This is a genomic window from Cupriavidus phytohabitans (genome assembly GCF_000426345.1).
Lineage (GTDB): Bacteria > Pseudomonadota > Gammaproteobacteria > Burkholderiales > Burkholderiaceae > Cupriavidus.
In genome coordinates, this window is sequence record NZ_AUFE01000014.1 from 109,950 (window position 1) to 136,534 (window position 26,585).

26 protein-coding genes, 1 tRNA gene and 1 pseudogene are annotated in these 26,585 nt (G+C 66.0%); 14 read left to right on the top strand and 14 right to left on the bottom strand.

Going from position 1 to position 26,585, the window contains the following annotated elements; translation table 11 throughout:
- Positions 1 to 13: 13 nt before the first annotated feature.
- Positions 14 to 802: an MBL fold metallo-hydrolase gene (locus K309_RS0113430; RefSeq protein ID WP_029046909.1), complete on the top strand. Its 789-nt coding sequence runs from the start codon at positions 14 to 16 to the stop codon at positions 800 to 802.
- A gap of 76 nt (positions 803 to 878) precedes the next feature.
- On the opposite strand, the gene K309_RS42915 is transcribed toward K309_RS0113430, so the two are convergent.
- Positions 879 to 1,121: a hypothetical protein gene (locus K309_RS42915; RefSeq protein WP_084402413.1), complete on the bottom strand. Its 243-nt coding sequence runs from the start codon at positions 1,119 to 1,121 to the stop codon at positions 879 to 881.
- 189 nt (positions 1,122 to 1,310) lie between these two features.
- Positions 1,311 to 2,525, bottom strand: a complete 1,215-nt coding sequence (locus K309_RS0113435; RefSeq protein ID WP_029046910.1) for a cupin domain-containing protein — start codon at positions 2,523 to 2,525, stop codon at positions 1,311 to 1,313.
- Positions 2,526 to 2,536: 11 nt separating this feature from the next.
- Here K309_RS0113435 and K309_RS0113440 point away from each other — a divergent pair, with 11 nt between their 5' ends.
- The gene (locus tag K309_RS0113440; protein ID WP_029046911.1) at positions 2,537 to 3,064 is read left to right on the top strand and encodes an FKBP-type peptidyl-prolyl cis-trans isomerase; all 528 of its coding nucleotides are present in this window, start codon (positions 2,537 to 2,539) and stop codon (positions 3,062 to 3,064) included.
- Between the two features lie 82 nt (positions 3,065 to 3,146).
- Here the strand turns inward: K309_RS0113440 and K309_RS0113445 are convergent, their stop codons facing one another.
- From K309_RS0113445 to K309_RS0113470, 6 genes are all read right to left on the bottom strand, one after another.
- Entirely contained in the window at positions 3,147 to 4,181 is a 1,035-nt protein-coding gene (locus tag K309_RS0113445) for a metallophosphoesterase (RefSeq protein WP_029046912.1), read from the bottom strand.
- The gene (gene mutS, locus K309_RS0113450) at positions 4,178 to 6,886 is read right to left on the bottom strand and encodes a DNA mismatch repair protein MutS (protein WP_035877376.1); all 2,709 of its coding nucleotides are present in this window, start codon (positions 6,884 to 6,886) and stop codon (positions 4,178 to 4,180) included. Before mutS ends, K309_RS0113445 begins: the two co-directional genes overlap by 4 nt.
- A 216-nt stretch (positions 6,887 to 7,102) precedes the next feature.
- Complete coding sequence (locus K309_RS0113455) at positions 7,103 to 7,537, bottom strand: universal stress protein (RefSeq protein ID WP_029046914.1); 435 nt, start codon at positions 7,535 to 7,537, stop codon at positions 7,103 to 7,105.
- A 73-nt stretch (positions 7,538 to 7,610) separates the two neighbouring features.
- Complete coding sequence (gene ppk2 / locus K309_RS0113460) at positions 7,611 to 8,720, bottom strand: polyphosphate kinase 2 (RefSeq protein ID WP_035877377.1); 1,110 nt, start codon at positions 8,718 to 8,720, stop codon at positions 7,611 to 7,613.
- 17 nt (positions 8,721 to 8,737) lie between these two features.
- Complete coding sequence (locus K309_RS0113465; protein ID WP_029046916.1) at positions 8,738 to 8,953, bottom strand: HP1242/YdcH family protein; 216 nt, start codon at positions 8,951 to 8,953, stop codon at positions 8,738 to 8,740.
- 225 nt (positions 8,954 to 9,178) lie between these two features.
- Positions 9,179 to 10,000: an inositol monophosphatase family protein gene (locus K309_RS0113470; protein ID WP_029046917.1), complete on the bottom strand. Its 822-nt coding sequence runs from the start codon at positions 9,998 to 10,000 to the stop codon at positions 9,179 to 9,181.
- Between the two features lie 191 nt (positions 10,001 to 10,191).
- Here K309_RS0113470 and K309_RS0113475 point away from each other — a divergent pair, with 191 nt between their 5' ends.
- Positions 10,192 to 11,040 (top strand): RNA methyltransferase, encoded by an 849-nt coding sequence (locus K309_RS0113475; protein WP_029046918.1) that lies wholly within the window; start codon positions 10,192 to 10,194, stop codon positions 11,038 to 11,040.
- A gap of 309 nt (positions 11,041 to 11,349) precedes the next feature.
- A complete protein-coding gene (gene cysE, locus K309_RS0113480; protein WP_029046919.1) occupies positions 11,350 to 12,093 on the top strand; it encodes a serine O-acetyltransferase in 744 nt (247 codons plus the stop codon).
- 45 nt (positions 12,094 to 12,138) lie between these two features.
- Here the strand turns inward: cysE and K309_RS0113485 are convergent, their stop codons facing one another.
- From K309_RS0113485 to K309_RS0113500, 4 genes are all read right to left on the bottom strand, one after another.
- Positions 12,139 to 12,936, bottom strand: a complete 798-nt coding sequence (locus K309_RS0113485; protein ID WP_029046920.1) for a UDP-2,3-diacylglucosamine diphosphatase — start codon at positions 12,934 to 12,936, stop codon at positions 12,139 to 12,141.
- Between the two features lie 109 nt (positions 12,937 to 13,045).
- Complete coding sequence (locus tag K309_RS0113490; protein WP_029046921.1) at positions 13,046 to 13,546, bottom strand: peptidylprolyl isomerase; 501 nt, start codon at positions 13,544 to 13,546, stop codon at positions 13,046 to 13,048.
- Between the two features lie 20 nt (positions 13,547 to 13,566).
- On the bottom strand, positions 13,567 to 14,151 hold the full coding sequence (locus K309_RS0113495) for a peptidylprolyl isomerase (RefSeq protein WP_029046922.1): 585 nt from the start codon (positions 14,149 to 14,151) through the stop codon (positions 13,567 to 13,569).
- Between the two features lie 72 nt (positions 14,152 to 14,223).
- Positions 14,224 to 14,997 carry a tetratricopeptide repeat protein gene (locus tag K309_RS0113500; RefSeq protein ID WP_029046923.1) on the bottom strand — a complete coding sequence of 258 codons (774 nt, stop codon included), beginning with the start codon at positions 14,995 to 14,997 and terminating at the stop codon, positions 14,224 to 14,226.
- A 228-nt stretch (positions 14,998 to 15,225) separates the two neighbouring features.
- Between K309_RS0113500 and cysS the strand changes: the two genes are divergently transcribed.
- The 8 genes from cysS (at position 15,226) to K309_RS0113540 (ending at position 23,237) form a co-directional block, all read left to right on the top strand.
- The gene (gene cysS, locus K309_RS0113505) at positions 15,226 to 16,614 is read left to right on the top strand and encodes a cysteine--tRNA ligase (RefSeq protein WP_029046924.1); all 1,389 of its coding nucleotides are present in this window, start codon (positions 15,226 to 15,228) and stop codon (positions 16,612 to 16,614) included.
- Positions 16,611 to 17,450 carry a DNA-3-methyladenine glycosylase family protein gene (locus K309_RS0113510; RefSeq protein WP_035877381.1) on the top strand — a complete coding sequence of 280 codons (840 nt, stop codon included), beginning with the start codon at positions 16,611 to 16,613 and terminating at the stop codon, positions 17,448 to 17,450. Before cysS ends, K309_RS0113510 begins: the two co-directional genes overlap by 4 nt.
- A gap of 115 nt (positions 17,451 to 17,565) precedes the next feature.
- Positions 17,566 to 18,537: an acetyl-CoA carboxylase carboxyltransferase subunit alpha gene (locus K309_RS0113515; protein WP_029046926.1), complete on the top strand. Its 972-nt coding sequence runs from the start codon at positions 17,566 to 17,568 to the stop codon at positions 18,535 to 18,537.
- Positions 18,503 to 19,942: a tRNA lysidine(34) synthetase TilS gene (gene tilS, locus K309_RS0113520; protein WP_198030812.1), complete on the top strand. Its 1,440-nt coding sequence runs from the start codon at positions 18,503 to 18,505 to the stop codon at positions 19,940 to 19,942. The genes K309_RS0113515 and tilS overlap by 35 nt, the downstream gene beginning before the upstream one ends.
- A 133-nt stretch (positions 19,943 to 20,075) precedes the next feature.
- Positions 20,076 to 21,326 carry an aspartate kinase gene (locus K309_RS0113525; protein ID WP_029046928.1) on the top strand — a complete coding sequence of 417 codons (1,251 nt, stop codon included), beginning with the start codon at positions 20,076 to 20,078 and terminating at the stop codon, positions 21,324 to 21,326.
- A 130-nt stretch (positions 21,327 to 21,456) separates the two neighbouring features.
- A tRNA-Ser gene (locus K309_RS0113530) sits at positions 21,457 to 21,550 on the top strand.
- A 113-nt stretch (positions 21,551 to 21,663) separates the two neighbouring features.
- Entirely contained in the window at positions 21,664 to 23,022 is a 1,359-nt protein-coding gene (locus tag K309_RS0113535; RefSeq protein WP_029046929.1) for a DUF6538 domain-containing protein, read from the top strand.
- A complete protein-coding gene (locus tag K309_RS0113540) occupies positions 23,019 to 23,237 on the top strand; it encodes a hypothetical protein (RefSeq protein ID WP_029046930.1) in 219 nt (72 codons plus the stop codon). Before K309_RS0113535 ends, K309_RS0113540 begins: the two co-directional genes overlap by 4 nt.
- 114 nt (positions 23,238 to 23,351) lie before the next feature.
- On the opposite strand, the gene K309_RS0113545 is transcribed toward K309_RS0113540, so the two are convergent.
- Positions 23,352 to 23,591 (bottom strand): hypothetical protein, encoded by a 240-nt coding sequence (locus K309_RS0113545; protein ID WP_029046931.1) that lies wholly within the window; start codon positions 23,589 to 23,591, stop codon positions 23,352 to 23,354.
- Positions 23,592 to 23,798: 207 nt separating this feature from the next.
- On the opposite strand from K309_RS0113545, the gene K309_RS0113550 reads away from it, so the two are divergent.
- Together K309_RS0113550 and K309_RS0113555 are read left to right on the top strand one after the other, a co-directional pair.
- Complete coding sequence (locus K309_RS0113550) at positions 23,799 to 24,368, top strand: recombinase family protein (protein ID WP_029046932.1); 570 nt, start codon at positions 23,799 to 23,801, stop codon at positions 24,366 to 24,368.
- Positions 24,369 to 25,602: 1,234 nt separating this feature from the next.
- A complete protein-coding gene (locus K309_RS0113555) occupies positions 25,603 to 26,274 on the top strand; it encodes a hypothetical protein (RefSeq protein WP_029046933.1) in 672 nt (223 codons plus the stop codon).
- 18 nt (positions 26,275 to 26,292) lie between these two features.
- Here K309_RS0113555 and K309_RS0113560 read toward each other — a convergent pair.
- Positions 26,293 to 26,585 (bottom strand): annotated as a pseudogene (locus tag K309_RS0113560) (hypothetical protein); the annotation flags it as partial.

Below are 26,585 nucleotides of genomic sequence, written 5' to 3' on the forward strand. Positions count from 1 at the left end.
GGAGGGCGCGGCCATGATGCGCTTCGCCTTCCTCGGCAGCGGCAGCGAGGGCAACTCGCTGCTGATCGAATCCCGCGAAGACACCACCACCACGCGCGTGCTGCTTGACTGCGGCTTCGGCATCCGCGAGACCGCGCGGCGCCTGGAGCGGCTTGGCGTCACGCCCGACCAGCTCGACGCCGTGCTGGTCACGCACGAGCATGGCGATCATGTCGGCTCGGCCTACGCCTTTGCGGCACGGCACCGGCTGGCGGTCTACACCAGTCACGGCACCTGGCTGGCGACTTCGCATATGCGCGGCGCCGACGTTGCGGACGTGCGCGTCTGCGGCGCGGACCACGGCTTTGCCATTGGCGGCATCCAGGTGATGCCTTACACGGTTCCGCATGACGCGCGCGAGCCGCTGCAGTTCGTGCTGTCAGATGGGCAGTCGCGCCTGGGCGTGCTGACCGACGCGGGCATGGAAACGCCCTATGTGACGGCGCGCCTGTCAGGTGTCGATGCGCTGGTGCTGGAGTGCAATCACGACCGCGAGATGCTGCGCAACTCGATCTACCCGGCGTCGCTGAAGCGGCGGATTGGCGGTGACTTCGGTCATTTGGCCAACGAAGTGGCGGCGAGCATCCTGGGGCAGGTCGCGCATGCCGGTCTGCATCGCGTCGTGGCGGCGCACCTGAGCAAGCAGAACAACACGCGTGAACTGGCCACGGGTGCGCTGGCTGCGGCGCTGGGCGCGTTGCCGTCGGAAGTGCTGGTAGCCGATCAGGAAATGGGGCTGGACTGGCAAGCGGTGCGTGCCTGAAACGCGCACGTCGCGCCTTGCGGCGCCCAATAAAAAAACCGGCCCGAAGGCCGGTTTTTTTATCGGTCGAAACCGATTACTGCTTGGCGGCCGGAGCCGAAGCGTCAGCAGCCGGAGCCGAGGCTTCAGCAGCCGGGGCCGAAGCGTCAGCAGCGGCAGCAGCCGGGGCTTCAGCAGCCGGAGCCGAAGCTTCAGCAGCCGGAGCGGCGGCAGCCGGAGCAGCCGTGTCAGCGGCCGGAGCAGCCGGTTCTTCCTTCTTGCCGCAAGCGGCGAGAGCAACAGCGGCCAGCAGCGATGCGATCAGGAGAGACTTCTTCATTGTTCGTCCTTTAACTTGTAATAACGGAAAACAGGCGATGAATAATTACCGGTAATTATCGCTCTTGAACTGCAAAATAGAGGCCCTCCCGGGTGCCGACATATGCAGTGGTCCACAGTACTAGCCAGCCAACGATTATATCCGCGTTTTCCCGGCTTGTGTAGCGCCGAAATTTACTGAATTGCAATGTTACGCATTATTACACCGGGGTCCCAATTGTAGCCATCCCTCCTGCGTCCAGTGATGAAAAGTCTCCATCAGGTCAGGCAAACCGGCGCATGCCGCAACATCTTTGCCACTAAGGTGGCGATTATCGGCCAGTTTCTTCAGCCAAGGCATCAATTCGGCCGGCGGCTCGTAGGCTTCCCCATTGAGGAAGAAATTGTTCCGGTCGTAAAGCGCAATCGAGGCGGACGCAAGAACGACGCCATGCTGGGCCGCAAGTTTCTCATAACGGCGCTGCGGCAGGTCGGATATCTCGGCGAATTCGACCCCGGGCTTTGGTTCGGACAGATGAGAGCCAAGAAATTCCGACACCATCTGCGCATTCCATTGCAGTGCCTTGAGGCGCTCGGTCACTGCCTTGGCCATGCCGGCGGGCAGTTGCGCGGGCTTCGTTGCCGCACGTTCGCCGGCATCGGCGTAACGCCCGCTCAGGTCTTCGTTGTCCTCCACCGTCTCGGAGAGCCACGCCAGGAAGTGACCCGCCAGTTCACGGTAGGCCGGTGCACGGAAGCCGATCGAGCAGGTCATGCATTCGCCTTCGGCCACGCCATCGTGGGCGTATTGCGGCGGCAGGTACAGCATGTCGCCGGGCTCCAGCACCCATTCCTCCTCGGCGCTGAAATCGGCAAGGATCTTGAGCGGCATGTCGGGGACCAGTTCCAGGCTGGTCCCCGACGAGATGCGCCAGCGGCGCCGGCCCGAGACTTGCAGCAGAAACACGTCGTAGGAATCGAAGTGCGGGCCCACGCCGCCGCCGTCGGACGCGTAGCTGATCATCAGGTCGTCCAGGCGCGCGTCGGGCACGAAGCGGAAGCGGCCCATCAGCTCCGCGGCGGCGGCATCGTGCAGGTTCACCCCCTGCACCAGCAAAGTCCACTGGCGGGTCTTGACGGCAGGGAGGTTTTCGCGCGCAAATGGACCATGTTCGAGCTTCCAGCGATTGCGGAAGTGCGTCACCAGGCGCGATTCGACTTCGTCGCGATCGGCAAGGTCGAAAAGCGCATCGCGCGACACAGGCGGCACGATTCCGGGTACCGCCTGTCGAATCAGCAGTGGCTTGCGGTGCCAGACATCCCGCATGAATGCAGCCGGCGTCATGCCACCAAGCAGGTCGAGCGGAGTGTCTGGATCGACGGGGCCAGGGGGCAGGGCCTGCGCGTATAATGCGGAATCGTTCATGGAGTCAAGAATTGAAAATCGCTAAGAACACGGTAGTGTCCGTGATGTACAAGCTGTCGGACGCGCAAGGCAATCTGATCGAGGAGTCAGATGAAGCCATGGTCTATTTGCACGGCGGGTATGATGGCACGTTCCCCAAGATCGAGGAAGCGCTCGACGGCCATGACACCGGCTTCGAGACCCAGTTGCAGCTCGAACCCGAAGACGCCTTTGGCGATTACGATGCCGAGCTGGTCAAGGTCGAGCCGCGTGACCGCTTCCCCGAGCCGCTGGAAGTCGGCATGCAGTTCGAAGGCATGCCCGAGGACGGCGATGAAGAAGACTCCGTCATCTACACAGTGACCGACGTTGCCGAAGACAAGGTGGTGCTGGACGGCAACCACCCGCTGGCTGGCATGGCGTTGCGCTTCTGGCTGAAGGTTTCCGAAGTGCGCGAGGCCACCGCCGAGGAAATCGAACACGGCCACGCCCACGGCGCCTCGGGCATCGAGGTGGTGGACGAGGACGAGGACGACGATACCCCGCGCACGCTGCACTGATCCCGTGCCCTCCGTGGCCCATGAAGGAAGCCGGCTTTGCCGGCTTTTTTCATGGGCGTTTTCATGGATTTAACACAGCGGCTCAGGGGGTGGTCGGCGCGTCCTTGAGGGAAACCGAGAACGGCGCCGCCGCGTTCGGCGTGATCACCAGCTCAGTCCATTGCGCCACCGTATTGTTCGGCAGCGAGACCCGCGTGAAATTCTGCAGCACCTTGCCGGCGCTGTCGCGCAGCGGCTTGTCGATGCCGAAGCCGCTCTCGCCCGCATGCACCAGCAGTACGTGGCCGGGAAAGCGCGCGCTCAGGTCGCGCAGCTGGCGCTTGAACTCCAGGTAGCCGTCGCGCGTGCGATGGCGCATGAAGCCGTCCAGCAGCGTCGGGCGGCCTTTCTTCTCCCAGCCGTTGGCGAAGTGCGGGTCGGCATGGGCAATCACGACGATGCCATTCATGTCGCGCTGCCGTGCCAGCGAAAACGCGCGAGCCAGCCACTGGCGGTTGGCCTCGCGCCGGTCTTCGAACTCGCTGTTGCGCCCGCCCTCGTTGCGGTAGTGGTTGTTGTCTCCCGGCACGTTCAGGCCGACGAACAGGATGTCGCCCAGCGTGAGGCGGGCGTTCTCGCGGAAGGTGCGGAACAGGGCCTGGTCGGACTGCCGCACCACCGGCCGCGGACGCTGGCCCAGCGTGGCATCCTCAGGGAAGAACAGCTCGCGCAGGCGGTTCAGCCGCTCGACCGAGTCGAATTTTCCGTTGACCGGCAGCCGGCATTCGGCCCAGTCGGTCTCGCCCGGCACGTAGAGCAGCGGCAACGGCGACTGGGCGAGCAACTGCTGGCGGCTTGTCAGGATGGCGTCGCTGCAGGATTCGGTATCGCCCTTGATGCCGCCGGCGTGGATCACCAGGTCGAGCTTGCGTTCTGCAAAGCTGTCGAGCAGTGCCGTCGCGTTGGCTTCGGCGGCAGGCCATTGCGGCAGGTCGGCGATCAGCGCGACGTGCATCACCTTCGGTTTGGGCGAGGCCTTGCCCCCGCGGCCGGCGGGTGCCGGCCATGCGGTGCTGGCCGCGCACAGCAGCAAGGCCGCGGCGAGGATCCGGATAGCGTGCCGGCGCCTGGCGTTCATGCCGTGCCGACCGCCTCGCCTGCAAGCGCCTTGAGCCGGTACAGCGCATCGAGCGCGGCACGCGGCGTCAGGCTGTCCGGGTCCAGGTCGGCCAGCGTGTCGATCAGCGCGGCATGCTCCGGTGCCAGTGCGGCTGCCTGCGGCGAGGCCGAGGCAAGGCCGTTGCCCTCGTTCTCATCGCCCTCGTCGTCATCGGTGTCCGGCACCGTCGGCGCGGCGAACAGGTCGAGCTGCGGGGTCGGCGTGGCATCAGCCGACTGCTGCTCCAGCCATGCCAGGTGCTTGCGCGCGGCGCGGATCACCGGCTGCGGCACGCCAGCCAGCTGCGCCACCTGCAGGCCATAGCTCTGGCTTGCGGGGCCATCCTGCACCGCATGCAGGAACACGATCCCGTCGCCGTGCTCGACCGCGGACAGGTGCACATTGGCGGCCTGCGGAAACTCCTGCGGCAACTGCGTCAGCTCGAAATAGTGCGTCGCGAACAGCGTATGGCTGCGGTTGTGCGACAGCAGGTGGCGCGCGATCGCCCACGCCAGCGCCAGCCCGTCGAAGGTGGAAGTGCCGCGGCCGATCTCGTCCATCAGCACCAGTGAAGACGGCGTGGCGTGGTGCAGGATGCCGGCCGCTTCGGTCATTTCCACCATGAAGGTGGAGCGCCCGCCCGCCAGGTCGTCGGCTGCGCCGATGCGGGTAAAGATACGGTCGATCGGGCCGATCACGGCGCGCCGCGCCGGCACGTAGGCGCCCACGCAGGCCAGCAGCACGATCAGCGCGGTCTGGCGCATGAAGGTCGACTTGCCGCCCATGTTGGGGCCGGTGATCAGCAGCAGCTTGCGCGCTTCGTTGAGCTGGCAGTCGTTGGCGATAAACGCCACCGATTCCGCTGCCAGCTGGCCTTCCACGACCGGGTGGCGGCCCTGTACGATGTCGACCACATTCTCGGGCACGCGCTCGGGCGCGGACCAGTCCAGCGTCTGCGCGCGCTCGGCCAGCGCCGCCAGCACATCGAGGCGCGCCAGCGCGCCGGCTACGCGCTGCAGCTCGCCGATATGCGGCAGCAGCGCCTGCAGCAGGCCGTCGTAGAGCTGCTTCTCGCGCGCGAGCGCGCGGTCCTGCGCCGACAGCGCCTTGTCCTCGAACGACTTCAGCTCGGGCGTGATATAGCGCTCGGCATTCTTCAGCGTCTGGCGGCGGCGGTAGTCGTCGGGCACCTTGTCGGCCTGGCCGTTGGTTACCTCGATATAGAAGCCATGCACGCGGTTGAACTCGACGCGCAGGTTGGCAATGCCGGTGCGCGTGCGTTCGCGCGCTTCCAGGTCGATCAGGAACTGGCCGCAGTTCTCGGAGATATCGCGCAGCTCGTCCAGCTCGGTGTCGTAGCCGCGCGCGATCACGCCGCCGTCGCGCACCACGGTGGCGGGTTCTTCGGCGACCGCGCGCACCAGCAGGTCCAGGGACGCCTGCGGTACGGCCAGATCCTGCTGCGTCTGCGCCAGCAGCGCGCTGTCCTGCCCGTCGCGGATGCAGGCCTGCACGTCGGGCAGCGCACGCAACGTGTCGCGCAGCGAGGACAGGTCGCGCGGGCGCGCGCTCAGCAGCGCCAGGCGCGAGGTGATGCGCTCGACGTCGGCCAGCCGGCGCAGCGCGGCACGCAGCGAATCGGTGCCCTGGTCGATCAGCACGCCGATGGCCTGTTGCCGCGCCTGCGGCACGGCCGGGTCGCGCAGCGGATGATGCAGCCAGTGGCGCAGTGCGCGGCTGCCCATCGTGGTGCAGCAGGTATCCAGCAGCGAGAACAGCGTCGGCGACTCGCCGCCGCGCAGCGTCTCGGTCAGTTCGAGGTTGCGGCGCGTGGCCGAATCCAGGCCGATGTATTCCGACTCGCGTTCGACCTTCAGGCCCTGCACATGGCGCAGCGACTGGCCTTGCGTGGTGGCCGCGTAGTTCAGCAGCGCGCCGGCGGCGCCGATCGCCGCGCCAAGCCCGGCACAGCCAAACGGATCGAGGCTGGCCACGCCAAGCTGCTCGCGCAGGCGGCGCGCGCCGGCATCCTGGTCGAAATGCCATTCGGGCAGGCGCGTGCGCGCGCAAGCCAGCGCCGGCAGGTCGATGCCGTCGGCATGGAGCAGTTCGGCCGGGCGGATGCGCTCAAGCTCGCGGCCCAGTTGCGCCACCTCGCACTCCATCAGGCGCAGCTCGCCGCTGGCAAGGTTCAGCCACGCCAGCCCGGTCTTGCTGATGCCGCGGCGCGTGGTCTGCTGGTGCACCGCCATCAGGAAGGTGTCGACCTTGTCCGGCAGCAGCGCCGCGTCGGTCAGCGTGCCCGGCGTGACGATGCGTACCACCTTGCGTTCCACCGGCCCCTTGCTAGTGGCGGGATCGCCGATCTGCTCGCAGATCGCCACCGACTCGCCCAGCTTCACCAGCCGGGCCAGGTACTGGTCCGCCGAATGGAAGGGAATGCCGGCCATCCGGATTGGCACGCCATTCGAGGCGCCGCGCGCCGTCAGCGTGATCTCGAGCAGGCGCGCGGCCTTCTCGGCGTCGTCGTGGAACAGCTCGTAGAAGTCACCCATGCGATAGAACAGCAGGGTGTCGGGGTGGTCTGCCTTGATGCGAAGGTACTGCTGCATCATTGGCGTGTGGCGGCTGCCTGCGGCGTCTGCCTGTGCCTGTTCAGGGTCGGTTTTCTTCTGCAATCCCATTGCCATTTAGCCTGTCTGGCGGTGGGCCTGCGTTGTGCCGCCCGATCCGCTCGGAGCGCCGCCTTGCGTGTCGCGGAAAAGCGCCCCCGCGGGGGCGGCCGGGCGCGGGTCCGGCGGCCTGTGGCCGCGGCACGAAGGGGCGTTCTCGAATATGGCGATATGGTACAGCACGGTGCACGCCGCCGACGTGCCGCCGACCGCTGTGCCGGCCCCGGATTAGCGGAACACCAGCACAGGGATGTCGCTATGGGTCAGCACTTTCTGCGTTTCGCTGCCCAGCAGCAGCCCGCTGAGTCCCCTGCGACCGTGCGAGGCCATGAAGATGACGTCGCAGCCGAGTTCTCCGGCGGCATGGATGATGCCCTGGTATGGCACCGAAGCGCTGGAGACGTGGCCGGTGCACGGCACCCCCGCCAGCGCCGCCGCGGCTTCGACCTTGGCGAGTTCCTGGCGCGCTTGGGCTTCCACGCGCTGCTGGTACACCTCGCGCTTTTCGTGCGAGCTGTCGCTGGACAGCACATACGGATAGCTCTCCACGCACATATACGGCGTGAGCCGTGCCGCGGCGGTGCGGGCAAACTGGATGGCGGCGGAAACGGCCTTGTGCGAAAGCTCGGAGCCGTCGACGGGGAGCAGGATGTGCTTGAACATAGGGTCCTTTTCTGGTGGGTGAGGCGAAAGAGGCGAAAGGAACAAGGCGGCGTCCTGCGTTGCCGCCTGGGAGTCAGTTGGCCAGCGCGCGTCCGACGATCAGCGGATCGGCCGGGCCGATGGCGGCGGTGTCCCGGTTGGCATAGGGAAAGCGCGACAGGATGTAGCGCAGCGCATTGAGCCGCGCGCGCTTCTTGCAGTCCGACCGGATCACCGTCCACGGCGCGTCGGCGGTGTCGGTATGCGCGAACATCGCCTCCTTGGCGCGTGTGTACTCTTCCCATTTGTCGAGCGATGCTATGTCGACCGGGCTGAGCTTCCACTGCTTGAGCGGGTGGATCTCGCGCTCGCGGAAGCGGCGGCGTTGCTCTTTCTGGCTGACCGAGAACCAGAACTTGAACAGGTGGATGCCGCTGCGCACCAGGTGGCGCTCGAACTCCGGGGCCTGTTGCAGGAAGTCCTGGTACTCACGCGAGGAGCAGAAGCCCATCACATATTCAACGCCGGCGCGGTTGTACCAGGAGCGGTCGAACAGCACGATTTCACCGGCGGCCGGCAGGTGCTGCACGTAGCGCTGAAAATACCACTGGCCTCGTTCGGATTCTGTCGGTTTTTCAAGTGCCACCACACGGGCGCCGCGCGGGTTCATGTGTTCCATGAAGCGTTTGATGGTGCCGCCCTTGCCGGCGGCATCGCGGCCTTCGAACAGGATCACGACGCGCTGCCCGGTCTCGCGCACCCAGGCCTGGAACTTGAGCAGCTCGACCTGCAGCCGGTATTTCTGCTTTTCGTAATTGCGGCGCGACATGAGGTTCTGGTAAGGGTAGGCGCCGTCGCGCCAGCCGGCCGCGAGTTCATCGTCGGGCTGCCGCCGGCGGCCCGCTTGCCAGGCGCCGGGATCGCCTTCCAGGATAAGGCTGCGCAACTGCGCGGCCTCATCGGGCGCCAGGCCGTCGAGCAGCGTGCGCATGGCGTCGAGCATGCTGGCACCCTGGCCGGCGCGGCTGGCGAGGATGTCCTGCATGCTGCTGGCCGCCACCTGCACGGCGGCATCGACGGCGTTGCTGATTTCATTGCGTTCGGCCGACAGGGCCGTGTTGGTCGGCAGCACATCGCCGCGCGCGGCAGGGCGGGCATGGGGCTGCGCAGGGGCATGGGCGGCCGGCGTGTCGCGGTCGGTCATGTGCAGTGCTCCTCCGTTCAGGCCATACGCTGGCGCAGGATCTGGTAGAGCTGGTCCTTGATCTGCAGCTTCTCCTTTTTCAGCCGCTCGATCTCGAAGCCCGAGGCCGGCACCAGGCCGGACTCCATGTTGTGGATCTCCTGGTCCAGCGCATTGTGGCGATGGAACAGGCGGGCGAAGTGGGCGTCCTGCGTCTTCAGGAGCGAGATCTGGTCGCGGTATTCGGGAAACATGCGGGCTCTCCTCGGCTTGATCCGCGCGCACGGGGCGTGGCGCATGGATTCATTCTGGGGAGGGCAGGGCGGCGCGACCTTGATGGGGATCATGGTCGGCCGGGGTGGCGGGAAATATGCGAAAAATCTCTGCGCGCCGGCAAGCGCCGTGGCCGGAAAGCAAAACGCCCGCCTGGGCGCGGCGGGCGTTTGTGCAGGCGATGGCCATCAGGCCATGCCACGGACTCAGGCAGTGGCCGGTTTGGCGTTGTCTAGCGAGTACGGCGACAGCAGGCGCACCATCTGGGCAAAGGCCTTGGGGTTGCCCGCCAGCACTTCGCCTTGCTCCATCTGGCGCGGCTCGCCGTTGTAGTTGCCGACCAGGCCGCCCGATTCGGTGATCAGCAGCATGCCGGCGGCCATGTCCCACGGCTTCAGGCCGCGCTCGAAGAAGCCGTCCAGGCGGCCGCAGGCGACATAGGCCAGGTCCAGCGCGGCGGCGCCCGGGCGGCGCAGGCCGGCGCAGCTGCGCGTCATCAGCGAGAAGACCTCGAGGTATTCGTCCACGCCTTCCAGGTCGCGGAACGGGAAGCCGGTGCCGATCAGGCAGTCGGCCAGCTTGTCGCGGCGGGTCACGCGGATACGGCGGTTATTCAGGAAGGCGCCGGCGCCCTTGCTGGCGGTGAACAGTTCGTCGCGGGTCGGGTCGTAGACCACGGCCTGCACGGGCGTGCCGCGGTGCAGCTGGGCGATCGAGACCGCGTACTGCGGGAAGCCGTGGATGAAGTTGGTGGTGCCGTCGAGCGGGTCGATAACCCAGGTGTATTCGTGGGCGTCTTCGCCCTCGGCCCAGGACTGGCCGGACTCTTCCGCTAGAATGGCGTGTTCCGGGTAGGCGGTGCGGATGACCTCGATGATCGCGGCTTCGGCGGCGCGGTCGACCTCGGTAACGAAATCGTTGTGTTGCTTGCGCGAGACGCGCACCAGATCGACGTCGAGCGACGCGCGGTTGATGATGGAACCCGCCTTGCGGGCCGCCTTGACGGCGATATTGAGCATCGGATGCATGAATCTCTCCAGGCCGGCCATGAAGATGCGGCGGGCGCCATGGCACCGCGCACCCACTCATGGGCAGCTGACAACACAACGGATTGTAGAAGAACGCAGGGCGTCGCCGGTCTGGGTACTGAATGTGCCGCGAATGTCTCGCGGGCACGCCCTGACCTGGCGCCGCGCCAGAGAAGAACCCCGAATTGTATATGAACCCGGCAAATGATACGAGCCGCCCCGCGGGCGGGCCTGATGCGCCACACGCAACCGGTGCAGGGCCGGATGCCTTCGGCCGCGTGCGCTTCGTGCTGGTCGAGACCAGCCACCCGGGCAACGTCGGCTCGGTCGCGCGGGCGATCAAGACCATGGGCTTCGGCAGCCTGGTGCTGGTCTCGCCGCGCGAACCCGGGGTCCTGGCCCATGCCGAGGCCATCGCCATGGCCAGCGGCGCCGACGATGTGCTGGCAGGCGCCGTCATCGTCGACCAGATCGACGCGGCCCTGGCCGGCGCGGCGCTGACCGTGGCCATGACCGCGCGCCAACGTGAGTTCGGGCCGCCCCGGCTGCTGCCGCGCGCCGCCGCGGCGCGCGCCTGCCAGACACTGGCCGGCAGCGGCGACATTGCCTTTGTCTTTGGCAATGAGCGCTATGGGCTGCCCAACGAAGTGGTCGAGCGCTGCGCGGCGCTCACGCATATCCCCGCCAACCCCGCCTATGCCTCGCTCAACCTGGCACAGGCGGTGCAACTGATCGCCTACGAGATGCGGCTGGCACTGCTCGATGCAGTTCCGCCTGCCGCTGAGGCGGCGGACGCGGGCGCCAATATCGGCTATGCTGGTGAACCGGCGACAGCGGAGCAGGTCGAGGCCATGTTCGGGCACCTGCAGGCAGGCCTGGAAGCGATCGGCTTTCTCGATCCCGCTAATCCGCGCAAGCTGATGCCGCGGCTGCGCCGGCTGCTGGCACGCAGCGGGCTGGAGCGCGAGGAAGTCAACATCCTGCGCGGCATCGCCAAGCATATGCTGATGGCGCAGGGCCAGCCGGACCGCAAGGCGTAACTGGAGAGAAGCACAGTGGCAGCAACCCGCAGCATTCCGAGAACGGACGACGCAGGCGTACGTGGCAAGCGCGCACGCCGTCGGCCCGTCGCGGCGGGTTGGCGCACGCCGGGGCGATGTTGATCGCCGCAATGCCGCTGCAAAATCCCTGACGGATCCGGGGCCAATGGCCGGCGCCAGAACGCCGGCCGCAAATCACTTACACTCCCTGATCCTGTCCCCACCGGCCACCGACCTCGCCGGCGACCCCGCCCCGGGCGCAAGCCTTGCGTGGCGCGGCGCACGGCGCGGCAATACGACACGACCAAGATGTTCTCTCGCCTTAAGGAAGATATCGACACGATCATGCTGCGCGATCCCGCCGCGCGCAGCCGCCTGGAAGTCCTGACCTGCTACCCCGGCCTGCATGCCGTGGTCTTCCACCGCTTTGCGCACGCGTGCTGGAACGGAGGCTTCCATTGGCTGGGACGCTGGATCTCGCACTGGTCGCGCTTCCTGACCGGCATCGAGATCCATCCGGCGGTGAAGCTGGGGCGCAGGGTGTTTATCGACCACGGCATGGGCGTGGTGATCGGCGAGACCGCCGAGATTGGCGACGACTGCACCATCTATCAGGGCGTGACGCTGGGCGGCACCTCGCTGTACAAGGGCCAGAAGCGGCATCCGACGCTGGGCGCCAACGTGGTCGTGAGCGCGGGCGCCAAGGTGCTGGGCGGCTTCGTGGTGGGCGACGGTGCGCGCGTGGGTTCGAACGCCGTGGTGCTCAAGCCGGTGCCGCCGGGCGCGACCGCGGTGGGCGTGCCGGCGCGCATCATCCTGCCCGATGCGCCGGCGGAGCAGCAGGGCGCCAAGCAGGAGTTCTCCGCCTACGGCATCACGCCGAACGCGGACGATCCGGTGTCGCTGGCGCTCAAGAGCCTGATCGATAATGCCGCGCGCCAGCATGAGCGCATCGAGTCCGTGCTGGCCGCGCTGGACCGGCTGGGTGAGCACCTGGAGAACACGCCGAATGACCGCTTCGATGCGAGCGAGTTGCGCAAGCTGATGAAATAAGCGAAGAAGGCGGCCGGTAACGGCCGTTTTCTTTTTTGCGCGATTTCAGTCGGTCTGCGGCAGCAGTCGGAACCCGCCGCCGTCGAGCTGCAGCACGGCAGCGCGCGGATGGCGGCTGTCCAGGTCCCAGTCGGTCAGCACCCAGCGCACGCCCGCAGCGTGTTCGTGGCGCGCCGGGCGATGGGTGTGGCCATGCACCATCAGCCTGGCCTCGGCCATGCCGAAGAGTTCGGCCGCGGCAGCGGGCGCCACGTCGCCGTAGACCATCGGTGCGCCGTTGCCCTCGGCGGCTTGCCGCGCGCGGTTGCCTTCGCTGTCCGCGCGCAGTTTGCGTGCAATCGACAGCCGCGTACGCAGCGGCAGCGCCAGGAACAGCCGCTGCACCCAACCCTTGCGGGTCCAGCGGCGGAAACGGTTATAGCGCTCGTCGTCGATGCACAGCATGTCGCCGTGGCTGAGTACCACGCGCTGGCCTGCGCAATCGATCACCGTCGGGTCGGGCAGCAACCGCGCGCCGGCGGCCGCGGCAAAGTGCTCGCCCAGCAGGAAATCGCGGTTGCCGTGCATCAGGTAGACGGCAACGCCGCGCGCGGCCAGCGCGCGCAGGGCGCCGGCCACGCGTTGCGCGAACGGCGAGTCGGTTTCCTCGTCGCCGATCCAGAATTCAAAGAAATCGCCCAGGATAAACAGCGTGCGCGCGCCGTGCGCGGCGCGCTCGAGCGTGCGCTCGAAGGCCGCCAGCGTGCGTGGCATGCCGGGCGTGAGATGCAGGTCCGAAATGAACCACGCCGGCGCCTGTACCTCGAGGGGACCGGCCACCGGCGTGCGGGGGATTGCGGTCATGCGCGGAGTCGGGAAGCAGGTGCCGGCAGGGCCGGGCGCGCGTAGCCGCAATCAGGGTGCATGGCTTGCTCGACGCTTATTCGACGAATACGCGACGATTACGCGACGATTATTCGACGACGGTGGCCTTCTCGATCACCACGTCTTCCAGCGGCACGTCCTGGTGGAAGCCCGAGCTGCCGGTGCGCACGCCCTTGATCTGGTCGACCACGTCGGTGCCTTCCACCACCTTGCCGAACACGGCGTAGCCGAAGCCCTGCGGCGTCGGCGAGGTGAAGTTCAGGAAGTCGTTGTCGACCACGTTGATGAAGAACTGCGCGGTGGCCGAGTGGGGCGCGTTGGTGCGTGCCATGGCCACGGTGTAGCGGTCGTTCTTCAGGCCGTTGCCGGCCTCGTTCTCGATCGGCGCGTCGGTGCCCTTTTGCTTCATGCCGGGCTCGAAGCCGCCACCCTGGATCATGAAATTCTTGATCACGCGGTGGAAGATGGTGTTGTCATAGTGGCCCTTGCGGACGTACGACAGGAAGTTCTCGACCGATTTCGGTGCCTTCTCGGCGTCGAGTTCGATGGTGATGACACCCTGGTTGGTATGGAGCTGGACCTTGGACATGGTTTCCTCTGTACGGTGTGTTATTTGACGACAGTGGCCGACTCGATCACGATCGGCGAGGCCGGCACATTGCGCATGGGGCCGTAGGCCGTGGTCGGCACGCTCCTGATCTTGTCGATCGTGTCCATGCCTTCCACCACCTTGCCGAAGACTGCGTAGCCGTTGCCGTCCGGCTGCGGGTAGTCGAGATTCGGATTATCCACCACATTGACGAAGAACTGCGCGGTGGCCGAATCGGGGTTGCTGGTGCGTGCCATGGCGAGCGTGCCGGCCTTGTTCTTCAGGCCGCCGCGGGCTTCCAGCGGGATCGGCGCGCGCGTGGGCTTTTCCTTCATGTCGCGGTCGAAGCCGCCGCCCTGCACCATGAAGCCGTTGATCACGCGATGGAAGATAGTGCCGCTATAAAAGCCGCTCTTCACGTATTCCAGGAAATTGGCCACGGTCTTGGGCGCCACGTCCGGGTACAGCTCGACCGTGAACTGGCCAGCGCTGGTGACGAACTGGACGCGCTCGGCGGCCTTCTGCTGCGCCAGCGCGCTGAACGACGACAACGCGAGTGCGCCTGCGGTCAGCGCGGCCAGGGCGATGCGACGGGAACGGATCATGGGTGGAACTCCGGTAAGTCGTTATGCAAACGGCCCGGACGCCAGCGCGCCCGGACATTCTTGGCAGGGGCGTCAGTTTGCTGCCGGGGCGCTGGCCGGGGCCGGGCGCTGTGCCGGGGCCGGCTTGCGGGTGCCGGCCGGCGCGGCGGTTGTTCCGCTCGGGCCCGTCACCGCCGGCGTGCCGGTGGCTGCCTCCGGGCGCAACTGGCGCAGGCCGGCGCTGGCGCGGGTATCGGCCGGATTGCGGCGCAGCGCCTCGGCGTAGGCCTGCTCGGCCAGGCGGCGGTAGACATCGCCCAGGTTGGTATAGGCGATGGCAAAGGCCGGCTTGACCTCGGTGGCCAGCAGCAGTTCGGCCTCGGCGCGCTTCAGGTCGCCGCGCTTGGCATAGAGCAGTGCCAGGTTGTTGTGGGGCTCGGGCAGTTCGGGAAAGTCCGCGGCCATTTCCGTGAAGGCCTGGATGGCGGCGTCCTCGCGCCCGGACTGCGCCAGCGCCCAGGCGCGCTGGAAGCGGGCCTGGGCGTTGCGCGGATTGGCCGCGATCACGCGGTCGAAACCCTTGATGGCTTCGTCATAGCGGCGTGCGTTGGCCGCCTGCTGGGCCTGGGTCATGCCCGGATCGGTCGAGCGGATGCCATCCACCGGCGACGTGGGCGCGGGCAGCGACAGCGGTCCTTGCTGGGCCTGCGCGGGGCCGGCCAGCGCGGCGGCAAGCGCCAGGACTGCCGCGGCGGCCAGTGCCTGATGCAAATGGAGCGGGCGGAGCGGGCGGAGCAGGCGTGCAGGCGCGGCGATCGACGCGCTGGGAGACGCGGCAGGGGACGAGGAGGGCAGCAGCAGGCTCATTGAGGACGGGTCCGTTATACTCGGCGGCATTCTAGCAAAGAGGCACTGCCGGCACTAAAGCCATGGCCCGGGCACGCCGTTGGCAAGCGCTGGCAAGAGTTGGCAAGCCACGGCCGGCGGCGGCAAGTCCCCCGGACGCGCGGCCTACCGGCACATCGCCTTCCGGTAAGATATGGGGCGCGGCGGAATTGCGCCAGTGCCGCCTCCCCTGACCATTCACTTCGTTTCATGCAGCCTCTGAACATCTACAACACGCTCGCGCGTGAGAAGCAGCCATTCGTGCCCATCGAACCCGGCAAGGTCCGCATGTATGTCTGCGGCATGACCGTGTACGACTACTGCCACGTCGGCCACGCGCGCGTCATGGTGGTGTTCGACATGGTGCATCGCTGGCTGCGTGCCGCCGGCTACGATGTGACATATGTGCAGAACATCACGGATATCGACGACAAGATCATCCGCCGCGCCGCCGAGAACGGCGAGACCATCGGCGCGCTGACCACGCGCTTCATCCAGTACATGCACGAAGACGCCGCCGCACTGGGCGTGATCCGTCCCGACCACGAGCCGCGCGCGACCGACTACGTGCCGCAGATGCTTGACATGATCGGCAAGCTGGAGGCGAGGGGCCTGGCCTACCAGGCCAGCGATGGCGACGTGAACTACTCGGTGCGCAAGTTCGATGGCTATGGCAAGCTGTCCGGCAAGTCGCTGGAAGACCTGCGCGCGGGTGAGCGCGTCAGTGCCAACGACGCCAAGCAGGACCCGCTCGACTTCGTGCTGTGGAAATCCGCCAAGGCCAGCGAGCCGCCCGAGACCAAGTGGGAGTCGAAGTGGGGCAGCGGCCGCCCGGGCTGGCACATTGAATGCTCCGCCATGAGCTGCGCGCTGCTGGGCGAGCATTTCGACATCCATGGCGGCGGGGCGGACCTGCAGTTCCCGCACCATGAGAACGAGATCGCGCAATCGGAAGGTGCCAGCGGCAAGCCGTTCGTCAACATGTGGATGCACAACGGTTTCGTGCGCATCAACGACGAAAAAATGTCCAAGTCGCTCGGCAATTTCTTCACGATCCGCGAAGTGCTGAAGACGTACGACGCCGAGGTCGTGCGCTTCTTCATCCTGCGCGCGCATTACCGTAGCCCGCTGAACTACAGCGACGCGCACCTGGACGACGCGCGCCATGCGCTGACGCGCCTGTACACCGCGCTGAAGGACACGCAGCCCGGCGGCTGCGCGGTCGACTGGGACGAGCCGCACGCCAGGCGCTTTGCCGAGGCGATGGGCGATGACTTCAACACGCCGATCGCGATGTCGGTGCTGTTCGACTTGGCCAGCGAGATCAACCGGACCGGCTCCACCGCCGCCGCGCGCCAGCTTAAGGGGCTGGCCGGCACACTCGGGCTGCTCGAGCGGGATCCGCATACCTTCCTGCAGGGCGGCAAGTCCGCTGACGGCCCCAGCGCCGAGGAAATCGAAGCCAGCATCGCCGCGCGCAAGGCGGCCAAGAGCGAGCGCAACTTCGCCGAAGCCGACCGCATCCGTGCGGAACTGCTTGCGGCCGGCGTCGTGCTGGAAGACAAGCCGGGTGGTGCGACCGAGTGGAGGCGTGCTTGAACGCTGCCGCGCGCAAGCCTGCCAACGCCGCCGTGCCGGCAGCCGCGGGCCGGTCTAAGGCGTCCGGCCCGCGTCCGGCCAAGGCGGGCGCCAGCGAGGCACCGCTGCCGGAAGGCGAGGCAGCGGGTAAGGCGGCGGCCAAGGCCACGCGCAACGCCAAGGCGGTATTGCCCGAGGCCGACGCGGTACCGCTGCCGGTCGAGACCATCATCGACGCGGTCCGTCCCGCTTACTGGGACGAAGCCTGCGCCGACCTGATGAAGCGCGACCGCATCCTGCGCAAGATGATCCCGACCTACGGTCCGGCGCACCTGGTGTCGCGCGGCGATCCGTTCGTGACGCTGGCACGCGCCGTGGTGGGCCAGCAGATCTCGGTCAAGGCGGCGCAGTCGGTGTGGGAGCGCCTGCACGCGGCCTGCCCCAAGCTGACGCCGGCGCAGTTCCTGCGCGCCGGTACCGAGAAGCTGGCCGGCTGCGGATTGTCCAAGCGCAAGGCGGAATACATGATCGACCTGGCCGACCACTTCAAGGCAGGCAGGGTGCACGTGGCCGAATGGGCGCAGATGGACGACGAAGCGGTCATCTCGGAGCTGACCCAGATCCGCGGCATCGGCCGCTGGACCGCCGAGATGTTTCTGATGTTCAATCTGATGCGGCCCAACGTGCTGCCGCTCGATGATATCGGACTGATCAATGCGATTTCCGCCAACTATTTCAGCGGCGAACCGGTCACGCGCAGCGAGGCGCGCGAGGTGGCGGCCAACTGGGAACCGTGGCGGACGGTGGCAACCTGGTATATGTGGCGTAGTCTGGACCCGTTGCCTGTGACGTACTAGGCATCGGGACAATAAAAATCAGAGGCAGGTGCATTGCAGGCTATCTGGCAGGCGCTAAGATAGCGGCCAATTTCCGGTAGAATGCGCCCCTTCACAGACAGGTACGTGTGATTTTATGAAAACCACCTTCCTGGATTTTGAGCAGCCCATTGCCGAGCTCGAGGCAAAAATCGAAGAACTGCGCTTCGTGCAGGACGATTCGGCTGTCGATATTTCCGAAGAGATTTCGCGGCTGGCCGGCAAGAGCCAGCAGCTGACCAAAGACATCTATGCCAACCTGACCCCGTGGCAGGTTGCGCAAATCGCCCGCCATCCCCAGCGCCCCTACACGCTGGACTACGTGCGCGAGATCTTCACCGATTTCCACGAACTGCACGGCGACCGCACCTTTGCCGATGACCTGTCGATCGTCGGCGGCTTGGCGCGCTTCAACGGCCAGGCATGCATGGTGATCGGCCACCAGAAGGGCCGTGACACGAAAGAGCGCGCCCTGCGCAATTTCGGCATGCCCAAGCCCGAGGGCTACCGCAAGGCCAAGCGCCTGATGGAACTGGCCGACAAGTTCGGCTTGCCGATCTTCACCTTCGTCGACACCCCGGGCGCATTCCCCGGCATCGACGCGGAAGAGCGCGGCCAGTCCGAGGCCATCGGCCACAACCTGTACGTGATGGCCGGCCTGAAGGTGCCCCTGATCGCCACCATCATCGGTGAAGGCGGTTCGGGCGGCGCGCTGGCGATCGCCGTGGGCGACGTGGTGCAGATGCTGCAGTTCGCCACCTATGCGGTGATCTCGCCGGAAGGCTGCGCCTCGATCCTGTGGAAGACCGCCGAGAAGGCACCGGAAGCCGCCGAGGCGCTGGGCCTGACCGCGCACCGCCTGAAGGCGCTGGGACTGATCGACAAGATCGTCAACGAGCCGCTGGGCGGCGCGCACCGCGATCACAAGGCCATGGCGGCGCTGCTCAAGCGCACGCTGGCCGAGTCGCTGCGCCAGTTCCAGGGCATCAGCGTGAAGGAACTGCAGGCGCGCCGCTACGAGCGCCTGCTGGCCTATGGCAAGTTCAAGGAAACCGGCGCCCCGGAATGATCCGTCCGCCCGGCTGACCGACAAGGTCGCACAGGCCCTGCAGGGCGGTGCGGCCTTTGTTGTTTCTGGGGACGGCGCGCCGGTGATCGCGGTGGCGCTGTCGGGCGGTCGCGATTCGGTCGCGCTGCTGCATGCCGCGTGCGCCGCCACGCAGGGCACGGCGGCGCGCGTGGTGGCGCTGCACGTGCATCACGGGCTGCAGGATGCCGCCGACGAATGGGACCGCTTCTGCGAGGGAGTATGCGCGCAGTGGCAGGTCGGCTATTTCGTGCGCCGGGTCACGGTACGGCAGGCGGCGGGCGAGGGCGTGGAAGCCGCCGCGCGCCGCGCGCGCTATGCCGCGCTGGCGGCGATGTGCGCCGACAGCGGGGCGCGCCTGCTGCTGTTCGCGCATCACCAGGACGACCAGGTCGAGACCGTGCTGCTGCGGCTGTTCCGCGGCGCCGGCGTGGCCGGCATGGCCGGCATGCCAGCAATGCGGCCGCTGGATGCGCACAGCGGCGTGATGCTGCTGCGGCCGTGGCTGGATGTGAGCCGCGATGAGATCGATGCCTACTGCGCCGCCAATGCGCTGCGCTGGATCGACGATCCCTCCAATGCCGACGCGCGCTATGCCCGCAACGCCCTGCGCGCGCACCTGCCCGCGCTGGTGTCGGCCTTCCCCGCGCTGCGCGCCAACGTGGCCCAGGCGGCGGCGCATTTCGCACAGGCCAGCGAGTTGATGGATCAGCTGGCCGCCGCCGCGTTGGCGCGGCTGGCGCATCCGGGCCGCGATGCCGATACGCTGGCCGAACTCGACCTTGCCGGCTTGCGCGCGCTGCCGGCGGCGCAGGCCGATGCGGTACTGCGGCTATGGCTGCGCGATCTCGGCACGCGCGCGCCATCGACCGCGCGGCTTGCGGCTATGCGCGCGCAACTGGTCGCGCACGAGGGCGGCGAGCCTGCCATCGCCCATGACGGCCTGGTGCTGCGCCGCTTCCGCGACCGCGTGCTGGCCTGCACGCCGCCGCCTGTGCAACCTCCCATAGCCGTGTCGCTCGAGTGGCGCGGCGAGGACCGCATCGTCGTGCCCGCATGGCGCGGCGAATTGCGCTTCTTCCGCGACGACAGCTTCGGCGTGCCGGAAGCCGTGCTGCGGCAGCCGCTGCGGCTGGCCCCGCGTGCCGGCGGCGAACGGCTGGTGCTGCGCCCCGGCGGTCCGGCGCGCGCGCTCAAGCAGGCATGCCAGGAAGCTGGCATCCCCGCCTGGCGCCGGGCCTGGCTGCCACTGCTGTGGGCCGGCGACACCCTCGTGCTAGCCGCCGGACTCGGCATGCACCGCCGCTGGCCGGACGATGCGGCAGCGCCGCGCTGGCGTGTGGAATGGCATGCGCAGGTGCCGCAGATGCCCCAGACGCCGCGCTGACCGGCATCGCCCTCGCGGCGATCCGCCGCGTGCATCACATCCCGACCGGTCGCAAACTCGGCTTCACCTTGCCTGACAAGCCTTGTTCGTGTATTTTCAAGAGCTTTGCACAATCGCTGGCGTCGACAAGAAGATGGCTCTCATCGTTCACAAATACGGCGGCACTTCGATGGGTTCCACGGAACGCATCAAGAATGTCGCCAAGCGCGTTGCCAAGTGGCACCGCGCCGGTCACCGCGTAGTCGTGGTGCCTTCGGCCATGTCGGGCGAGACCAATCGCCTGCTGGGACTCGCCAAGGAAATTTCGCCGCAGCCGAATCCGCGTGAACTGGACATGCTCGCCTCCACCGGCGAACAGGCCAGCGTGGCACTGCTGGCCATCGCGCTGCACGGCGAGAACATCGACGCGGTCAGCTACACCGGCTGGCAAGTGCCGGTGAAGACCGACTCGGCATACACCAAGGCGCGTATCGAATCGATCGACGACGAGCGCATCCTCGGCGACCTGGACGCCGGCCGCGTGGTTGTGATCACCGGCTTCCAGGGCATCGACGACGACGGCAACATCACCACGCTGGGCCGCGGCGGCTCGGACACCTCGGCCGTGGCCATCGCCGCAGCGATCGAGGCCGACGAGTGCCTGATCTACACCGACGTCGATGGCGTGTACACCACCGACCCGCGCGTGGTCGAGGACGCCCGCCGCCTGGACCAGATCACCTTCGAGGAGATGCTGGAAATGGCCAGCCTCGGCTCCAAGGTGCTGCAGATCCGCTCCGTGGAGTTCGCCGGCAAGTACCGCGTGAAGACCCGCGTGCTGTCGTCGCTGACCGACCCGCTTATGCCGCTCGAGCAGGAAATGCACTCGGGCACGCTGATCACTTTTGAGGAAGAGTCTGAAATGGAAGCAGCCGTCATCTCCGGCATCGCCTTTGCCCGTGACGAGGCCAAGATCACCGTTCTGGGCGTGCCCGACAAGCCGGGCATTGCCTACCAGATCCTGGGCCCGATCGCCGACGCCAACATCGACGTCGACATGATCATCCAGAACCAGTCCGTCGACGGCAAGACCGACTTCACCTTCACCGTGCCGCGCGCCGACTACCAGCGCGCGCTGGCGATCCTGGACGACGGCGTGAAGACGCATATCGGCGCCGGCAGCGTGTCGGGCGACCCGAAGGTGTCGAAGGTGTCGGTGGTCGGCGTTGGCATGCGCTCGCACGTGGGCATCGCCAGCAAGATGTTCCGCACGCTCTCGGAAGAGGGCATCAACATCCAGATGATCTCCACTTCGGAAATCAAGATCTCGGTGCTGATCGACGAGAAGTACATGGAGCTGGCCGTGCGCGCCCTGCACAAGGCCTTCGAACTGGAACAGGCGTGATCCGTTCGTAAGCATTTTCTGGCGGCGCTGCAAATTTTGTGTTGAGTCATCGATTTTTCATTGACCAACCTACGTGGCGTCGCTAGAATACGCGCTTCGTTGTGTGGCTCCCTCACACAACGCAAGTTTGGGAGACGTGGCCGAGAGGTCGAAGGCACTCCCCTGCTAAGGGAGCATCCGGGCCAAAACCTGGATCGAGGGTTCGAATCCCTCCGTCTCCGCCAGCAATGGCGAATGTGGACCCAAGCCCTTGCGGGGGCTTGGGATTCCGCTAAAGACAAGGGTTTCAGCGCTACACTGTGCCGTGTGTCTGATACACAGACCACCGGAAATCAGCATGGCAACCCATCTCACCCGACGCGGCAGCATGTATTACCTCCGCCGCAGAATTCCCCTCCATTTGGTAGAGCAGTACAACGGCAAGCGCGAGATAACTCGCAGCCTTGGCACGAAGACCCGGCTTGAGGCCGAGCGCTTGGCCCGGGCAATATCTGTCGAGCTTGACCGCGAATGGCAAGCCGCCTCAGACGCAGCCGCAAGGGCAGGCGAGGGCAACGGCAAGCCTAAGATTGATCCCCGATACTATGACCTTGCAGGTGCATTCGAGCTTGCCGAGCTAGAGGAACAGCACTCCGCTGAGGTGGACGAATTGCATGCTGACGCTGACCGACTGGAAAAGCTGCTGGCAATTGTTGAGCGGCGACGAGAGCAGGCCAGCGCTGGCAGCGACCCAAAGGCAGTGCCTACCTCCGCCGAGGCCAGGAAACCCCGAAGTGGAGCCAAGGCGAAATCTATAAGCCTTGAGTCGGTCATCGAGCTTTGGCGGCGTGACCGGCAGCCCACGGACAAGACCGTTGATGCCGTAACCCGCGCCGTGAGGGAAGCAGGGGACCCGGATATTCACGCTGTGAACCGACAAGCCGTTATCGCTATCCGTGACAAGTGGATCGAGGCCGGGAACAGCGTCGCCACCGTCAACAAGAAAATCGGATTCATCCGCTTGCTGCTGGGGATTGCCAAGAGCCGGGGCATGATCGACAGCAACCCAGCCGAAGGCGCAGAGCTACCGCCGCCGAAGCGGGCCGTAGAACTGCGGAAGCCGTACAGCCCGGAGCAGGCCGAAGCCGTGATGGCGGCGACAGCAGCCATGCAGGCGACGGACACGGCTATGTACTGGCTGCCGAGGCTGGCCCGCTGGACGGGGGCACGGCTCAATGAACTGCACCAGTTGCGCGCCGAGGACATACAAGAACGGGACGAGCATCCCGGCCTTATGCTGACGAACGAAGGCGAGCATGTCGAAGGTGTCGCCATGGCCCTCAAGAACGATGGTAGCCGCCGCTGGGTTCCACTTGCTGGCCCAGTGCTAGAGTTCGCCACGTGGGCCAAGGACCGGACAGGCCCGCTATTCCCGGCCAAGGCCAATAAATACGGCAACGTGTCGGATGGGTTCAGTAAGCGCTACGGCAGGCTGCTACGGAACGTGGTCAAGGTTGCAGATAAGCGGGTGACGTTCCATTCCTGGCGGCACGGGTTTGCCGATATGTGCCGCCATGCTGGGGTGTCCGCCGAGGTGCGTATGGCATTGATGGGGCACGCCGAGGGCGGCGGGGCCGCTGCCGCCTATGGGGCGGGCGACGGCCTCCCGCCTGCTATGCTGATTGAAGCGATCAAGAACATAGGAGGTCAATCATGACGAAAGGCGCTGCGATGGGCATTCCACCCGTGCCTATCGAGTGGAGCGAGGAGACGCTCCCCGCTCGAATCTCCCGCCGCCTCAAATGGCAGGAGATCGAGCAATGTACTTACAACGAAGCGTACCGGCTCGCTATCCGTGCCCGCGTACCAGACCCAGAGGCATTCGATAAGCTGGTTGCGGACTTCATTGAGTCGCGGCGGGGTATTGTCTGACCCGTCGGGACTTCCCGCTCCAAATTTGAATCGGAATTTTGCGGGCCCGGCAGCGCTGCCCCGCGCCCGGTTTTCCCCATGGGGGGGGCGCTGGGGCCCCGAGGGAAACACCGCCTAGCTGCGCTCCGTCTCGGCCGCATAGTTATTCAAAGCAAGCCGCTGAAAATGCGAGCTTACCTGCCTAACAATGAGCCAGCGCAGGCCCCATCCGATTGCCAGCGAGATGCCATAGCTTTTGAAGCTAAGAGCGAGCCATCCTCCCAACGTCCAAAGAATCAGCGCAAGGTTCAGCAGCGTGAGCAGAGTGTTAGCTCGCTGCATTTGAATGAAAAGCTTGTTGTGAATGTCAGGCATGTGACTGGGAACCTCGCCGGTGGTGCGACTATGCAAAGTGTTGCCGCCGACATATTACCCGGCATTAACGAGTATGCTCGACTCGGTAATCAATCGACCGTATGACTACCACCACAGAACGACTGCAAACCCGGTAAGAAAGTCCTTGTAAACGGATTGATTACCACATATGATTGCTACCACGTTTGATTACCGACCGGAGCTATCATGTCCCGCACCTTCCTGTACGCACGAGTCTCTACCGACGACCAGACCACGGATAACCAAGTCCTCCTAGCCGAGCAGGCCGGTTACAAGGTCGATGCCAAGCGGGTTCATGCGGAGACAATCAGCGGCACTGTCCCGGCGATGGACCGTCCCGTATTTGCCAAGCTGCGGGACAAGCTGGAAGCCGGGGACATTCTGGTAGTGACCAAGCTGGACCGGCTGGGCCGGAATGCGGCGGATATTGACCGCACCGTAGAGGCACTGCGGGCCGATGGCATCCGCGTTGTAGTGCTCGACCTGCCCGTCATGGAAGTCACCAGCCCGGCAGGAGAGCTGGTGCGGCGCATGTTCGCAGCCTTCGCCCAGTTCGAGCGGGACCAGCTTGTAGAGCGGACACACGCGGGTTTGGCGCGGGCCAAGGCCGAGGGCAAGAAGCTGGGCAGGCGGGATGCCCTCACAGACGAACAGAAGGCCGAGATACGGGCCAAGCTGGCTGCCGGCGCATCTGCTCGCGGCCTAGCCAAGAATTACGGGGTATCACATCCCACTGTGTTGAAGCTGGCGGCCTGACCGCCGCCCCTACTACTTGACCGGCATCGGCCCGTCCTCGCCCTCATGGGCGGTGGCGGGCCTTTGTCGTTCTGGTTCCCATAAGAACTAGAGAACGTTTTGATTCTGGCTCCCTAACGACACAGGAAACATCGTGCCACCGTCTGGCCCACGTACGGGCATGCCACAACGCGGGCAGCCCTTCGGGCTGTGTGGCAAGAGCAGCCTCTGCAAGTGATGCCAAGTCCGACCGACGCCATGCACACTGCACGCACTTAACCGGCGCCCACTGATCCGAAGTGATCTGTGCGAGCGCGGGGAGAGCAGCATGCAGTTCAATCCAGTCCTCCCTCCGCCATACCATATAAAGGAGCAACTATGGCCCAGCCGCACCCCCTAGAGCACCATGCCGACCTGAAGCGCGATTTCCTGTACTGGAAGGCGAATAGCCGCACCAATGATCTAGCCACTTTCCGGAAAGCTGTCGAAGCCTGCACAGGCAGCCTGCCAACTTGGGCCGCCCGTCGCCCGGCAGGCCGCAAGCCTTGCGCTCAATAGGCGTACCTATGGCGCAGCAGCGCCGAGCAGCCGCAGATACGCGAGCACCAGCGCGCTCGATTCCCGGCCCCGTATGTGGGAAGCGCGCCAATGTTCCCCACCCATGCGCGTATAGGGTAGGGAACACTCCCGGCATTGATTCCCTCAGTTATTCCCTACCTTCCCTAGTTCTCCGCTTACGCTTCCCTACTGCGTAGAGAAGCAGCCAACTGGGGAACATCCGACGGGCCGGCATCACGCCGAGCACCGGCAAGCCCTTGTGCAGCAAGGAATAGCGGGCAATCCGAGTCCGACCGCACCCGCGCTGCGATTCCCTACCCCTGCACATACACGGCACATACCTGCCGCCTTCCCTTAGCCGGAGGACAGGCCCCGCCAGCGACAGCGATAGGGGCCGGGCCGACCCATGCTGGGGAGACACGTAATCCTAGTACCCGTTGATGGGCCGTCCCGTCGGGCTGTGCTAACGCGCCGCCCGCCGTCCCCGGCAACCATCCCAGCGAGATAACCACTCGCCCATCCTGCCGGATCAATACCGGCCCGACACCCACTTGCAAGCGCATTGCCCCGGACTTCACATCCGCTGGGCCAACCAAGGAGAACAGCATGTCCCGATACGACGGCTTTTCAGGAAAACACAGCGGACGCGCCGCTCGCCCCTCGCGGGGCTCGCACAGCGCGCCGTACAGGAGCAGCTATGCCCGCACCAACCACCACACAGACGACCCTCACGAGGGAGCAGCGGACAAGGCTGCGCATTCAGTACATCAACAAGCACGCCGCAGCCGCTCTACGTGCCGTAGTCGCTGAGGCGGAACGGCTCTTCCCGGATGCTGAGCGCGTAGACGTTCGGCCCGGCAGAGCCTACAAGGTGAAGCCGGCAACGTTCTACAAGGCCCGGCCCGAGATCGTCCGCCGCTTGGTCGCCCTGCCCGAGTTACGCGGCCTGCCGCAGCGGGAGCTACGCCGCAGGATGGGGGCAGAGGTGGTCCGCCTGTTCGGGGATCACGCAGCGCTGAGGCACAAGGACTGGACGGACCCACTAACCCAGCACGAGCTCGCCGCAGCCGTTGCTCTGGTCAAGGGCTGGCCCTATGACGCCGGCAGGCATCAAAGCCTTCAGGACTTCGTGACGCTCATTCAGTCCGGGCAGTCCTCCGCCGAGGGCTGCGGCCCGCCCTACCTCGAATGCACCGACGGGCAGCGGGTATCGTGCCCCGGCCCGGATGGCGTGTGCATTGGCGTCGAACGCCGGTCGATCAAGCGCAAGGGCAAGGCAGGTTCCTTCGTCATTGTATGGGAGGGCCGGGAGCGCGGATTGCGTACCGTGCTGTCCGGGCTAGATTCCTTGACTGAATTGATTGCGTAGTGATTGAGTCAAGTTTTTCTACGCGGCGATTTTGACCTGATCGCACCATGTGTTGACGGCCTGCTCGGCGGTGCGGAAGCTGCGCTGCAAGGATGCTGGCGAGGCCGCAGGCGCCTGAGGGCTGACCAATGCAAGGCCGGGCCGTAAGATGCGGGAATAGACGCGCGTGTAGAAGAGTGCCGTCTGCAGCCCCAGGTTGGTGAGCCGATAGCGGTGGGTCTTGGGCACGCGCTCGATGAGGCCATGCAGGCGCAGGCGTCGCAGCTCGTAGCTCATGCGCCCCGGGCCGATTTCGCCAGGACGCAGGCCCA